Origin of the sequence: Bhargavaea beijingensis, from assembly GCF_900101985.1 — a bacterium.
GTDB classification, from domain to species: domain Bacteria; phylum Bacillota; class Bacilli; order Bacillales_A; family Planococcaceae; genus Bhargavaea; species Bhargavaea beijingensis.
The window spans coordinates 148483-162098 of the sequence record NZ_FNAR01000002.1 but is presented as its reverse complement, the minus strand read 5'-3'; the positions used below and the strand labels follow the sequence as shown (position 1 = coordinate 162098).

Below are 13616 nucleotides of genomic sequence, written 5' to 3'. Positions count from 1 at the left end.
GTAAACCGCTTTCAATGAACTTTTTTGATTTTCTTCCTAAAAAAGCATAGACCGTAAATACGGTCTATGCAGTCTATGTTTAAGGCGAACCATTTTATCGATCGGCTCCGTAACTGATCAGGTTAGCAAAAATACGATATCCACCCGGAACCTGGGCTCCGATCTGACGATAGAATACCAGGTTCGTGTACAGATAGGTCCCTTCTCCGTACTCAGCCATGAGGATTCCGCTCGTGAATGGATCCTCTCCCGGGTCGGCCATCGACACGAATGTCTCGTACCGCTCATCCCATTCCATCGGGAAATACAGTCCGCGTTCCTGTACCCAGTTGTCCCAATCACTGTCCGCAATTTTGTTCGGATAATTGAATAGCGGGTGATCCGGCTTGGTCACCGTCACGTCTGCATTCTCGTCTGTCACGCGCCAGCGGATGGACGGGGTTCCGATTTTCAGTCGGTAAGGGGCTGTCAGCTCTGCATCCCAAGGATCGGAAGCGGTCACATATTGCATAACGAAGTGCCCGCCATTATGCACGTACTCTTTGATCCGATCGTTATTTGCGAGCAGGTCCTCCCTGCCGAGTGTCGCGCGGATACCCGTCACGATTGTGTCATATTGTGAAAGATCTGCTGAAGCCAGGTCTTCGGGCGTCAGCTTGGTGATGTCGAAACCGGCATTGATGAACGAATCGGCGATCGAATCAAAACCGCTGTCGATGTATCCGACCTTCAGATTCTCCGGCTTCAGGAGTTCAAATGCAACGCCGTTAATGGAGGAAGGATACAAGTAATACGAGTCGTTGACGTGCTCGTACTTGATCTCCTGGACAGTTGTGTGATGGGTTTTCCCATTCGCTTTGGCTATGGCCCTGATTGTAAAGTCGCCTTCCTCCACCTCAGATGGCGGAATCAGATTGAAGGAAACGCTTCTTTCGTCAAATCGCTTTTCCAGATTCACTTCTGCCATTGCCGGCTCACTGCTCCACCCTGCGGGAAGGTTCAGAGAAACCGTTGCTTCCTGAGAAGCGTCAGCGTAGTTTTTCACTTTCACGCTGACCGGAATCGTTTCCTGCACATCAGCCGTGTTCACCGTAATATTGGCCGGATCCGGCGTCACGCCCAGTTCAGGCAAGACACTGACCGTGTTATCAAGGTCGCTGCCAAATGTCGTGTCCACTCCATTTTCCTTGAATGAAAGCTGCGCTTGGATAGAAGCTTCGGCATAAGGCTCAAAGTACTCCGCATCATCCGGCACTTTTACAGTGAAGCTGGCTGTCTTGGATTCACCCGGTTTCAGATGCTTGAGCTTAACAGCTTTTTCATGTTTCCAGTTCTCCGGGGTCAGAAGGGCTGCTTCGATATGATGAAGTTTTTGGTTTCCTTCATTCGTGACTGTCACTTCCACTTCCGTCTGCTCACCCTGGGTCAGCACGTAAGAGCCGATTGAAATGTCCACCGACAATTCGGAAGCCACCCGGCTTACTTCGAGAAGTTGCTCCTCTTTCAGCTCCAGTTTATGAAGAAGGTCATTCTTGACGTCCTGATCCAGCTTGGAAGCAGCCACTTTCCCGGCCAGTTCCCTTACATCACGCAGTGCCTTCTGAGAATCTGGTAGGATGGCTCCGCGGTCTGGATAAAGTTCAACGATCCGGTCCAATTTTTGCTGAAGAGAACCGAGAGATTCGCTGAGTTCTTTGTCAGAGACTTTATCCGCCCATGCTGCAAAATCATAAGGGATACCTTCGAACAGCTTATCCGAATTCTCCGGCACAGCAGACTCCGCAAGTTTCAAGTGAACCTGGCGAGGCTCCACAGGAATATCACGTCCCATGCCCTGACTCTTATGCAGATAGCGTGACGCTTCACCTAACTGTGGATAACTCATCCCGTAAACCGGATCGTAGTCACCGATCTCAATGGATACGGTCGCTTCATCCCGGGAAACCGGGAGGTACAGCTTTTTGATTTGCCAAGGTTCCAGTCCGTTCTTGATTTGCTCGGGGAAGACTGCAGGATCGGCCGCATCCTCAAATGCCTTCACAGACAGGACATTGATCGCGCGGTGGTGTCCATGCTGGCTGTCCACGTTCAGGAAGGAAGGCATCACCACATCCGGCTGGTAGGTGCGGATGAACTCAATGAGACGGGAATAAGTGACTTCCTCTCCCCATTTCTCCAGTGTTTCCTCCGGAGATTTTGAGAATCCAAAGTCATAGATGGCATCCGACGTGGTATCGCTCAGGTGGTAGGCTTTAACCCCGTTGACTTTTGCCGCTTCAATCATTTCGTTGGAACGGATGATACCGAGACCGTTCCCCAGTTCATTTCCGATGGCATTCTGCCCGCCCTCCCCGCGGTTGGCGATCAGGCTGGCCGTCTTCACCCCAAGCCCTCTCGACAAATATGCGAGGAAATCACTGCGCTCGTCATCCGGGTGGGCCCCTGTATTGAGGAACGTGACCGTTGTATCCAGCGGCTTCACCGCATTCCACAGTTCCACATCGTGTCCATCCTGGTTTTCTCCCAGAACAACCTGTGGCAGCACGGACAGCACCAATAAGATGGACATCATCCCATACCAAAGCCTCTTCACATATCTCGCCCCTTCATCAAATGGTTTCAAGAGAAAGCGCATTCACATTAGTTAGTAAAGGTTACTAACTAACTAAAGATGAGTGCTCTCTTTCGGTTTAGTATACATATAGTCTGAATATTTTTAATCTAACCATTTGACTATTTGCTTTTCTTCCTCTAAGCATTAAGACGCACGCCAAAAGACCTGATATTCAAGTGCACTATTGGTTTTCACCGAAAAAAAATCCGGGATTTCCCGGATGCTCAAAGCTGATATACAGATGAAGGCCCCTGATTCGCTGACTGGAGTGGGTGCCTGTCTTTCAAGGGGAACGGCATCCGGCTGGAAACGATCCTCTTCCTCGCGAGAATCACGTCAGGGGTCATGATGGAATCTGTCCGGCTGCCGCTTCAGGGAAAAGTGTGAAGATTTAGCCACCCATGATCCGATCAAACTCATTATCTTTCGGGAAGGTCAGCGTGAGGACGGTGCCCTGTCCTTGTTTCGAAACGGCGGACAGGTGGATGCCCAGCCTTGCGGCTACCGTATTTGCGAGATACAGGCCGAGACCCGTGGCGGCATTGTGGATGCGGCCGGTGCTGCCCGTGAAGCTTTTTTCGAAGATCCGCGGCAGGTCGTGTGCAGGGATGCCGGGCCCTTCGTCTTTGATTCGGACCCGGACATTCCCCTTGGAAGACCGATCGGCTGTGATGGTGATTGTGGCGCCGGCCGGGCTGTATTTCACGGCGTTCGTCAGGATCTGCCGGATGATGAACCGCGCCCATTTTTCGTCGGTGCGAACGAGGTAGTCCTCTCCTTCCAGTTCGACCGCTACGTCCTTTTCCATGCACCAGGCGGCGAGTTCGCGGATCTCGGGCGCGTTGAGCGAGCGCACGCTTGCCGTCCCGGGAAGAAAGTCGGCCGCGAGCGTCGGCATGCGCGAGATATACAACTGCCGGTCGATCAGCAGATGAAGCCGGAGCCACTCCGCCTCAAGCCTGCGCATGGCCGGATTGCCCCGGTGTTCATCCACAATCAGCTTGATCGCCGTCAGCGGCGCCTTCGCCTCATGCACCCACGCTGCCAGGTAATCCGTCTCCAGATACTGTGCATCAGCCACCTTCGCCAGCTCCTCCCGATGAGAACGGGAAGCTGCGGTGAGTAGTTCCGCCGTTATTTGGTCAAGATCGGATGGAGGCTCAGGCAACAGCTCCTCCCAATCCCGGAGCAATTGATCTGTCAGGCTCGATGCTTTCCGAAGGAACGCCGTCTCCTGCCGCCACCGCCAGAGGACGAAGAGAGCGAATGCCGCGGCTAAAAGGACGTTCATATACAGGACGGAGGCCGCTTCGATCTCGATCCCGTCATCGATGATGATGATCAGGTCCCCGAGAAGGAGAGCGCCGAGGAAGAAAAGGATCCATGGGAGACGAGATTTTAGATAGGGGATGAGCATGTTGAACTTGCCTCCTTCTGGGCGGGAGTGGTTGATATCTTTTCAAAAGTGTTCGATATCCGGATAAAAACGAGCGATATCTTTGGGGAAATGGGTGATAACCGGTTTGACTGAGTGTTCAGTCAGGCGAACCGTTCTCCACCGCCACATACCCCAGTCCCTTTTTCGTCACAATCTTATCCCCGAGCCCGATTTCTTCAAGCTTGTTCCGCAACCGGTTGATGTTAACCGTGAGGGTGTTGTCGTTCACGAAACGCTCGTCGTCCCAGAGTTTGCGGATCAGTTCGTCACGGGAAAGGATTTCGTTTCGCGATTCGACGAGAACAGCGAGGATGAAGAATTCGTTTTTCGTCAGCTCGACCTCCTTGCCGCCGGAGCGGATGATGCCCCGCTTTAGGTCAAGCACCGCTCCGTTCCATTCCGCAACGTCCGGCTTTTCGTCGGCGTAGGCATATGTGCGCCGCAGAATGGCCTGGAGCTTCGCCAAAAGGACATCTGAATGGAAGGGTTTACGGATAAAGTCGTCTGCGCCCATCGACATTGCCATCACCTGGTCCATCGGATGGTCGCGCGACGACAAAAAGACGATTGGCACGTTCGACTCCGCACGGATCTCGCGGCACCAGTGGTATCCGTCAAACGCCGGCAGTCCGATGTCGAGAATCACCAGATGGGGACCGGCCGCCCGGAACGCTTCCATCACCCGGTGAAAATCGTCAGGGCCCGTGACCGACAGCCCCCACTGCCCGAGCTTTTCGGACAGCGACCGGAAAATCGCCTCGTCATCCTCCACCATAAACACTGTGAACGCCATTACGAAGACCCCCTTTTCCACCAGTTTACCGGAAACTCCGAGAGTTTTTTGGAAAAACATGAATAACTCCCCGAAAGGCGGGTAACCTATTAGCAACCCCACTTCTCTATTTCCCCCTTTTAGAGAATGCAGGTCCTGGCCCGCCGGCGATGTCGGCGGGTATTTTTTTGAGAAATAAGAAGGGAAGGGCGGGGCATTAAAGAAAATTTCACGTTCCGGGATTAAGATCCGGCGGACCGGGTATCCTATGATCAGCCCCACTTCTCTATTTCCCCCTTTTAGAGATGCAGGTCTTTTGATCCGCCCGGTTGTCGGCGGATCTTTTTTTGCAGCAAATAACCCTCCATCAAAAGAACAAAAGAAGATGGAGGGTTAGTGTTTCCAGTCAGTTCACGGGGTACGCGTAAAAGACGAACCGTTCAGGAGCTGAGCCCAGTGCATCGAACGGGTAGCATGTCGAGACAACGAGGACTTCCTCGCCCATGCTGCGGATCACGGAGGTATCTTCGGCATCCACGATTTCCGTGTCCCGGATCTCGTACTCGAACTCACCGTACGGCAATTGGACGTTGAACGTGTCGCCGATCGAGAGTTCCGCGAATCTCTTGAACACCGTGTCGCGATGGCCGGCAAGCAAAATCTGCTCGTTTTGTCCCGGGAACACCGATTCCGTCAAGTGCCCCACACCTTTCATCAGGGCGTCCGGGTCGGTGCCTTCGACGATCGGCAATTCCTTGCCGAGCTTCGGCACTTGCAGCAGACCAATCGCGTCTCCATATGCGGCTTTGAAATCCTCTGGGCCTGCATCCGGATCTGTGCCGCTTTGGCCTTTTTCCAGCCGTTCCTGGGCTTCCAAGAGCGACTGTTCCTGCGCTTTCGAGTGGCTGAAATAGGACCAGCCCGCAAACACGAGCGCTGCCGCTCCGATGATAATCAAGATGTTGCTGATCCATTTCATGCGCTTCTCCTCCCTTCGAAGGAATTGTTCACCCGCAGCATTATTGGCTGCTTCTGGCCTTTCTTGCAAAACGCCTCATCAGAAGGCCGGCCAGGAGCACGCCGCCTCCGGCAAGTCCCATAGCGCCGGTTGCTGTCGCGGTTTTCGGAAGCTTCTGTCCGGAACTGCTTCCGTTCGTCCCCTTGGATCCGGACTCGGTTTCTGAATTCCCTTTGCTGTCCGAGGCTGTGCCGGATTCGGCTTTCCCAACGGTCACTTGGACCGGTTCGCTCAGCTTCCCATCCTCATCAGCCTGCCGGAATTCCAGCACGGTGCCTGCAGAAAACGGGTTTTCCAGCCCAATGCTGAATGTGCCGTCTTTGCCGACTTCCGCTTTGCCGATTTCCTCATTGTCCGAATAACCGATGACGGTATGGCCCGGAAGGCCTTTGCCCGTCACTGCCCGGTCTTTATCGGTGATCGCGTTGACCGTCGGCTTTTGAACGACTGCATCCCCGGCTTTCTGGACTGTTACCGATACCGTGTCACTATACTGGCCGTCTTCGGAAAGCTGGTACAGTTCCACGACTGTTCCTGCTTCAAGAGGTTCGGCAAGTTCAATGTCAAATCGGCCGTCTTCTTCCACTTCCGCAATTCCGATCAGCTCTTCTCCGATTCCTGCCAGGACAACGTTGCCGGCGCCGGCAGCACCGGTGATGCTGAGATCATCGTCATCCAGCGGGTCCACTGTCGGAGGGTCCAGTGACATTTCCGCCTTCAGAACCGTTTTGATGGCAAGGTCACTGTATTCTTCTTCATTCACTTGGATAAAGCCGACTTCGGTTCCCGCCTCCAGAGGCTCTTCCAACTCCATCCAGAATGATCCGTCTTCTTCCACGTCAGCAAAACCGATCACCTCTTCCATCCCCAGATCAACAGCGGCGACCAGATTCCCCGGATCCGCTGTTCCCGTGATGACATAGTCGATATCGTAGATATCATCGACCACAGGCATCTCGAGTGTCGGTTCCCATTCGTCATCGCCCGGAGCCGGAAGGACTTCGACAAATACGGACTCACTTGTCTGCCCGTCTTCCGTTCTCTGGTAAAACTCAATGACTTCCCCTTGAATCAGAGGGCGCTGCAGTTCCATTCCAAAGAAACCATTATTCTCGATCTCTATTTCGTCTGCAAAATAAAAAATTGGCGGCTCTACGACGGCAGAGCCGAGGTGGTCTTTACCGGACTGAGTCCTGGCGAATACCGTCGCCCCGGCCAGTCCCTCGCCAAAAGCGAACGGTTCCCCTGCGAACAAGTAAATATTAGCCGGCCCTTTAGGGAGTTTGACAGGGTCCCCTTTTTCCCCAAAGTCCGCTTCGGCCTTTGCTTCCAGAAACGCCAATTCATCTTGGCCCGGGGAGGTGCTTGTCAGTCCGGCCTGGATGGTCACCGGATTATCGGCCCCAACAGGCTTTTCCACCCGCATGGTCGTCCCGGCCTCGATGGAGTCCACTTTGCGCAGCTCGTCCAGGACGCCTGTCCACTCGGAGTCTTCCCCTTGGATGGCAGCATGGGCTTGTTCAATCAACGTCTCCAGTTGTTCTTTGCCGGGCTCAATGATTTCGGCGTTGATTTCATCGATCAGCTGACCGGTTTCCGACTGAGGGGCATCTGCCGCTTCCGACTGTTCCTTCATAATCAGTTCGAGCGCTTCCACATTCGCCCGGACCCCTTCAACGGAATCCCAGACGACACTCTCAATCTTTGTTTCCAAGTGTTGGTCCAGTCCTTCCGAGAAATCGGCAAGGAACGCTTCTCCGTAAGCCGAAACCGGTATCTCTTTCTCATACACCGGCAGAGACGCAAGTCCGCTTGGATCTGCAAGAGAAGCGGCGGCTGTCTCGACCTCAGGAAGTCCTGCTATTGCAATCAGGTCGGAAACTGTCACGGTTTCTGTTTCACCGGTTTCCGGGTCTTCCGACACAACTTCCTCGGAAAGCTTCGCAGTCAGTTTCCCGGTGATCTCCCGGGCTTTCTCAGCAATCGGGTCCAGCCCTTCTTTAAGTGCCGGCAGCTGAGAGATTGTGACTGCGGACGGCCGGATCGCCGTGTTCACCGCTCCGGTCGCTGACCATTTTTCCGAGAGGAAGGGGGAATAAAAGGCAACGGCCTGGGCGGATCCTTCCTGTTCATCCGCGTTTCCTGTAAGGTGCAGATCAAGGCTGTAGTGCGTGTCCATGTCATGTACGGCAGCCTCCAGCTGAAGTGCGCCTTCAGACTGCTCCGCAAACGTCCGGTTCGGCCCTCCGAACGGGATTGTGCTAAATACTAGGGCTGCGGCAATTCCTGCAACTGCGGATGTCTTTCTGATCCGGCTGCCTTCTGTTTTCTTACGGTTGAGCGGGTTCATGCGTACGCTTCCTTTCCATCAAGTACTTATTTTGATAGACCGGTGATACGCACGTCCGCTGATTCAGTCGGTAGGGCAATCTTCCCGGTTTGACCTACTCTATTCGACCTAGCGCGATTGAATTCCTTCAAAGATTTCCCTTAATATAAAATATTTTTCCTGTAAAAAAAGACCGCTGTCCCGATTGGGAAGCGGTCTTTCTGTGAAACTTAGTTTTCGTCTTTTTCAAAGTCGATAACGTCTCCGCTTTCTGCGTCTACGTCGACATCATACTCGTGGCGGTCGTCGCGAAGTTCCAGCTCATAGTGCCAGCGGCCGTCTTCTTCGTCGAGCTCTGCTTCAGTGACTTCAGCAGCCGAACCGGTCTTGTCTTTCGCGATCCGGATCGCTTCTTCCTCGGAAATCAGGTTGTCGGGTGCCGCCTGGTGATCGTCATCCTGGTCGTCCCGGTCATCGTCCTGATCGTCTTGCTCCGTCTCCAGCACCTTGCCGGATTTTGCATCGATTTTAACATCCACTTCGCCGGATTCGCCGAGAATTTCAAATTCATACTCACGGTCATCGCGGTCCAGTTCCATCTCGCGGACTTCCCCGCCGCCAGCCGCTTCAAGTGCGATCGATTTTGCCTCATCTGCGGAGATCCATCCGGATGCCGCCTGTTTCACTTTCGCTTCAGCCGTGTCGGCCTGGACAAGTTTCCCGGTGTCTTCCGCGAATGCGGCCATGCCTCCAATTGCCAGAATTCCTGCTGCGACCGGTGCGATTACCCAACGTTTTTTCATGTTTGTTTCCTCCTCGTTTTCTTATTGTCTTTATTCTATCCCTTTCTGATTAAGGGACAGTGAGGAGAAGATTAGAGTTTGGTGAGAGTGGAGAAAGCATAGGTTTCGTCATTTAATACGTTGGTTTCGTCATTCATCGCCTTAGTCTCGTCATTCGGCGTCCAGGTTTCATCATTCATTAAGCAAATGACGAAACTTTCCTCCCGAATGATGAAATCAGACGGCCGAATGACGAAACCGTCTTGGAAATTCCATAAGAGAAGGGCCGGGGATCGCCCGGCCCTTGCGTTTCTTCTGTTGAGGCAGATGCACGCTCAGTCATCCCAGATCCATGTCAGGATGTCGCCGGAAATGGCGTGGATCTGGACTTCGACTTCCCGGTCGTCAGGAGTTTCCACCTGGACGAGATAGTAGCCGCCGTCACTGCTTTCCTCAAATTCGACATCATCCAGTTCACCCGGGAACTCTTTCAGGACAATCGATGCCGCTTCCTTTGAGGTGAGCCGGACGGAAGGCTTTAACGGTTCCTCTTTGTCGGGAGGCGTTTCCGAGGATTCTTTTTCCGTTACCTTTTCTTTTATCTGCTCACCGGTGACGGCATCGTATTCTGCTTCTGTCAGACTTGTCTCATCTTCGATGGTGGCGTTGTAGACGTGATCTTTAAATACGATGGATGACGGCTCCGAGCCATACTGCTCCGTGATTTTCTCTTTCATGTCCGCTTCCGGGATCGGGTCGACGCTCTTGGTCTTTTCCAGCGAGATGATCGCGCCGTCATCGCTGTCGACGACCGCTTCGAACACGCCGTCGATGCGCTCGAGCGTGACACGGTAGACGTCGCCGTCCTGCACGATTTCCCGGACTTCGCCTCCGTACATCTGTTTCAGCTTGTCTTCGGCGTCAGCCGCCGCCATCGCCTCCCCGCCACCGCGAAGCGCCATGACAGCCACAATGATCACAATCAAAGCCGCCGCTCCGATCGCCGAGGGCCATAGCCATTTCCGTTTTTCCATGATGAACGACCCCCCTCCTTTTCGCCTATTATACAAAGCAAACATTAAAAAACGGTGAGAACCGGATGGTTATTCCGTCACGGCGTGGTGCCTTTTAGGACGGCTTGAAGCAAAACAGATCCTGAATACCGTGCCGACGCCGATGACGCTTTCCACAGTCAGTTCTGCCCCGAGCCCGTCCGCGATTTCCTTGGCGAGTGCGAGTCCGAGGCCGGTGCCTCCGGTTTTTCGGTTCCGGTCACTGTTGACGCGGTAAAAGCGGTCGAACAGGTGCGGCAGGTCCGCTTCGGGGATGCCCGGGCCGTGGTCGGCGACAGAGAGTTCGACGCGGCCGTCTGTTTTTTCCAATGCGAGCCTCACATCGCCGTCACTGTATTTCCGTGCGTTATCCAAAAGGATGAACAGCAGTTGGCGAAGTTTGTCCGGGTCGGTGTCGGCAAGGAGTTTCTCCGGTCCTTCGACCACAAACTCCCTGCCGTATGCCTGCCGCATCGGGCGGACGGTTTCTTCGGCAATGTCCCGGATATCCGCCTGTTTAAACGAATAAGCGGCTGCCCGGTCGGACCGGGCAAGGTCCAGGAGCTGTGCGGTCAGCTCTTTCATGCGGACGGCCTGCGACAAAATGGCGCCGACGGCCTCATCCGCGACGTTCCGGTCATCGAATCCGCGCCGCTTCAGCAGGCGCGCGTAGCTTTCGATGACAGTGATCGGCGTTTTCAGCTCATGGGAGGCATCGGAAACGAAGCGCTCCTGCTTTTCGTAGTTCCGTCCCAGTTGGTCCATCATGTCGTTGTAGGCAAGCGCCATCTCATGCAGTTCGTCCCGTCCATGGCCTTCATCGATCTTCTCATAGGCGCCCTTTTCCCGGTTTTCGCGCATCGTGCCGGTGAGCACGTTGATCGGCCGGGTGACGATGCGGCCCAGCGCGACGCTCGATACGATGACCGGTATCATCGCGGCGGCGGTGAGCCCGGTGAGAATCAGCCGGAGCAAGGACAGCTCGTGCGCAATGTCGTCCGCAAGCTGGGTGATGCGGAGTTCGGCCACTTCCCCGCCTGTGCTGATAAATGGCATGGCCACCGTCACGGCGGGCACGCCTTTTATGTCGGTGATGGTGTACGGGCCGTTGCCGGACGGTTCAGCCGTGAAATTGCGCAGCCGGCTGTCACTCTCCACTTTGCGGATCACCCGCCCGTCCGCCCCGATGATGTGCAGCGCGCCGTCCGGCGGCATGTAGGCCCGGATGACCATGTTCGCATCTGCCGGAGCGATTTCATTCAGCTCGGCGGTCAGCTTCTCCCCCCTTGCCATCAGCTGACCCGCCTGCCGTTCGTATGTCATTTTCTCGAACAGGAAATAAATGCCGATGCTGAGCCCGGCGAGAATGAAGAACATGAGAAGTGTCGTGAATACGTGAATCCTCGTTTTCAGCTTCATTTCGGTGCTTCCTTCAGCACATAGCCGACTCCGCGGACCGTATGGATGAGCCCGTCACCGATCTTCTTGCGCACGTAACGGACATACACGTCGACGACGTTCGTGTCGCCGTAATAATCAAATCCCCATACCGCATCCAGCAGCTGCTCGCGCTCGAACACGCGGTTCGGATGCTTCAGGAAATACAGCAGCAGATCATACTCCCGCGGGGTCAGCTCGATGGCGCGCCCGTCACGGGTCACGTCGCGTGTTTCTTCATTAATGGAGAGCCCTGCGAATGAATGGATATGCTCAGGCGTTTCCTCTTTCGGTGCTGACAACGCTTTCGCCACGCGCAGCGTCGCCCGGATGCGCGCGAGAAGTTCTTCGATCTCGAACGGCTTCGTGACGTAATCGTTCGCTCCGAGATCAAGTCCCGCCACTTTGTCTTCCACATCACTCTTCGCCGTGAGGAGGATGACCGGAACGGCCGTATCGCTCGCCCGGATGCGGCGGAGCACATCCAGCCCGGACAGCCCGGGAAGCATCAGATCGAGCAGCACAAGATCCCATCCGCCATCGCGGAACTTGATCAGCCCCTCATCTCCCGCGTGTGCCACCCCAGCCTCGTAGCCCTCAAACTCCAGCTCGAGCTGCAGCACCCGCGCGATGTTTTCCTCGTCCTCCACAATCAGGATCCGTTCTGCCATGCCGTCCGCCTCCTTCACTTTCTACCTATTACTATGATGGCGGCGGATTAAGGCGTCAAGGGCGGAAGGGCTCAAAGCCTGCAGGTCGCAGAGGGCGTGCGGCGCACGGCATTTCTCACCAAAAGGGTTCACCGGGCGCTCCGGTGGTACACTGTTGATAACGAGTTTTCTGAGGAGGGGTTTTGGATGAACGTGATTCCTGTCGGGATCTGGGGCGGCTATCCGAAGGCGGAGTCGGCGACGTCGGCGTTCCTGATCGAGCATGAGGGGTTCCGGGTGCTGTTCGACTGCGGGAGCGGGGTACTGGCGCAGGTGCAGCGGTACATCACGCTCGATGAGATCAATGCGGTCGTGATCAGCCATTATCATGCGGATCATGTGGCGGATGTCGGGAGCCTGCAGTATCATCATCTGATCGCGTACTATACGGGGCGCCCGCTCCGGAAGCTGACGTTTTACGGGCATGACCGCGATGCGGACGGCTTCGGGAGGCTGACATATAAGGAAGTCGCCGAGGGGCATGCGGTGTCGCCGGGTGAAACGTATGAAATCGGGCCGTTTTCGGTGACGTTCGCCGAGACGGTGCATCCGGTGTATTGCCTGGCGGCGCGGTTTGAGGCGGATGGCAAAACGGCCGTGTTCACTGCGGACACCGAGTTCCACGAGCCGCTCGCGGAGTTTGCATCGGGTGCGGACCTTCTTGTGAGCGAAGCGAATCTGTATGAGGAATACAAGGGCAAGTCGCCGGGGCATATGGCGGGCAGCGAGGCCGGCGAGCTTGCGCGTCTCGCGGGTGTGAAGCGGCTGCTTCTGACCCACCTGCCCCAGGACGGCGACGTGCAGCTGATTTTATCCGCCGCCCAGGAAGCATTCGGCGGGAGCGCGCGGCTCGCGGCAGCGGGAGAGGTCATAGAAGTATGAGAAAAGGGTTCCGCCGGGAGGGGATGGCGGAACCCTTTTCTTTGTGGGTCTAATTTGCTATTTCTGGCTAATCCTATAGAATGTTGTAGTTGGTGCTGCAGACATTTATATTAATTTTCATCTAAGGTTAAGGAGGATAAGCGATCATGGCTGTTTTGCCGAATTGCCCCAAATGCCAGTCGGAGTATACTTACGAGGACCGCGATGTATTCGTATGTCCTGAATGTGCAAATGAGTGGACACTTGAAGATGAACAAAAAAGTGAGGAAAACGTTGTAAAAGACGTCCACGGCAATAGTTTGAAAGACGGAGATACGGTGACCGTCATTAAAGATTTAAAAGTGAAGGGCAGTTCATCAGTCCTCAAAATCGGTACGAAAGTAAAAGGGATCCGTATCGTTGATGGTGACCACAATATTGATTGCAGGATCGATGGATTTGGTGCCATGCAACTGAAATCTGAATTTGTAAAAAAGGCCTGAATACAGCAAACGGCACGGACCCCAGGTAAGACCAGAGTCCGTGCCGTTTGCTTTTTTATCGTGTCATGACTTCCATTAAAATTCGATTTTAGGGCGATGA

The 13616-nt window shown here is 54.6% G+C and carries 11 protein-coding genes; 2 read left to right on the top strand and 9 right to left on the bottom strand.

Annotation, left to right across the window (positions count from 1 at the left end; genetic code table 11):
- Positions 1 to 94: 94 nt before the first annotated feature.
- From BLT01_RS02570 to BLT01_RS02530, 9 genes are all read right to left on the bottom strand, one after another.
- Positions 95 to 2593: an NEW3 domain-containing protein gene (locus BLT01_RS02570; protein ID WP_092094274.1), complete on the bottom strand. Its 2499-nt coding sequence runs from the start codon at positions 2591 to 2593 to the stop codon at positions 95 to 97.
- 412 nt (positions 2594 to 3005) lie between these two features.
- Positions 3006 to 4031 carry a sensor histidine kinase gene (locus tag BLT01_RS02565; protein WP_092094272.1) on the bottom strand — a complete coding sequence of 342 codons (1026 nt, stop codon included), beginning with the start codon at positions 4029 to 4031 and terminating at the stop codon, positions 3006 to 3008.
- Between the two features lie 118 nt (positions 4032 to 4149).
- Positions 4150 to 4845, bottom strand: coding sequence for a response regulator transcription factor (locus tag BLT01_RS02560; RefSeq protein ID WP_092094531.1), 696 nt, complete (start codon positions 4843 to 4845; stop codon positions 4150 to 4152).
- Positions 4846 to 5230: 385 nt separating this feature from the next.
- Positions 5231 to 5803 (bottom strand): class D sortase, encoded by a 573-nt coding sequence (locus BLT01_RS02555; protein WP_092094270.1) that lies wholly within the window; start codon positions 5801 to 5803, stop codon positions 5231 to 5233.
- Between the two features lie 40 nt (positions 5804 to 5843).
- Complete coding sequence (locus tag BLT01_RS02550) at positions 5844 to 8192, bottom strand: Ig-like domain-containing protein (protein WP_092094268.1); 2349 nt, start codon at positions 8190 to 8192, stop codon at positions 5844 to 5846.
- A gap of 209 nt (positions 8193 to 8401) precedes the next feature.
- Entirely contained in the window at positions 8402 to 8974 is a 573-nt protein-coding gene (locus BLT01_RS02545; protein ID WP_092094266.1) for a PepSY domain-containing protein, read from the bottom strand.
- A gap of 314 nt (positions 8975 to 9288) precedes the next feature.
- The gene (locus BLT01_RS02540; protein WP_176765000.1) at positions 9289 to 9987 is read right to left on the bottom strand and encodes a PepSY domain-containing protein; all 699 of its coding nucleotides are present in this window, start codon (positions 9985 to 9987) and stop codon (positions 9289 to 9291) included.
- Between the two features lie 69 nt (positions 9988 to 10056).
- On the bottom strand, positions 10057 to 11424 hold the full coding sequence (locus BLT01_RS02535; protein ID WP_092094262.1) for a sensor histidine kinase: 1368 nt from the start codon (positions 11422 to 11424) through the stop codon (positions 10057 to 10059).
- Entirely contained in the window at positions 11421 to 12113 is a 693-nt protein-coding gene (locus BLT01_RS02530; protein ID WP_092094260.1) for a response regulator transcription factor, read from the bottom strand. Before BLT01_RS02530 ends, BLT01_RS02535 begins: the two co-directional genes overlap by 4 nt.
- A 186-nt stretch (positions 12114 to 12299) precedes the next feature.
- On the opposite strand from BLT01_RS02530, the gene BLT01_RS02525 reads away from it, so the two are divergent.
- Together BLT01_RS02525 and BLT01_RS02520 are read left to right on the top strand one after the other, a co-directional pair.
- Positions 12300 to 13034 carry an MBL fold metallo-hydrolase gene (locus BLT01_RS02525; protein ID WP_092094258.1) on the top strand — a complete coding sequence of 245 codons (735 nt, stop codon included), beginning with the start codon at positions 12300 to 12302 and terminating at the stop codon, positions 13032 to 13034.
- 146 nt (positions 13035 to 13180) lie between these two features.
- A complete protein-coding gene (locus tag BLT01_RS02520; protein ID WP_092094256.1) occupies positions 13181 to 13516 on the top strand; it encodes a zinc ribbon domain-containing protein YjdM in 336 nt (111 codons plus the stop codon).
- Positions 13517 to 13616 lie beyond the last annotated feature (100 nt).

Excerpts from the sequence above, each read along its gene's own strand:
- BLT01_RS02565 (WP_092094272.1), bottom strand. The coding sequence starts at position 4,031 with ATGCTCATCCCCTATCTAAAATCTCGTCTCCCATGGATCCTTTTCTTC.
- BLT01_RS02560 (WP_092094531.1), bottom strand. The coding sequence starts at position 4,845 with ATGGCGTTCACAGTGTTTATGGTGGAGGATGACGAGGCGATTTTCCGG.
- BLT01_RS02555 (WP_092094270.1), bottom strand. The coding sequence starts at position 5,803 with ATGAAATGGATCAGCAACATCTTGATTATCATCGGAGCGGCAGCGCTC.
- BLT01_RS02550 (WP_092094268.1), bottom strand. The coding sequence starts at position 8,192 with ATGAACCCGCTCAACCGTAAGAAAACAGAAGGCAGCCGGATCAGAAAG.
- BLT01_RS02545 (WP_092094266.1), bottom strand. The coding sequence starts at position 8,974 with ATGAAAAAACGTTGGGTAATCGCACCGGTCGCAGCAGGAATTCTGGCA.
- BLT01_RS02540 (WP_176765000.1), bottom strand. The coding sequence starts at position 9,987 with ATGGAAAAACGGAAATGGCTATGGCCCTCGGCGATCGGAGCGGCGGCT.
- BLT01_RS02535 (WP_092094262.1), bottom strand. The coding sequence starts at position 11,424 with ATGAAGCTGAAAACGAGGATTCACGTATTCACGACACTTCTCATGTTC.
- BLT01_RS02530 (WP_092094260.1), bottom strand. The coding sequence starts at position 12,113 with ATGGCAGAACGGATCCTGATTGTGGAGGACGAGGAAAACATCGCGCGG.
- BLT01_RS02525 (WP_092094258.1), top strand. The coding sequence starts at position 12,300 with ATGAACGTGATTCCTGTCGGGATCTGGGGCGGCTATCCGAAGGCGGAG.
- BLT01_RS02520 (WP_092094256.1), top strand. The coding sequence starts at position 13,181 with ATGGCTGTTTTGCCGAATTGCCCCAAATGCCAGTCGGAGTATACTTAC.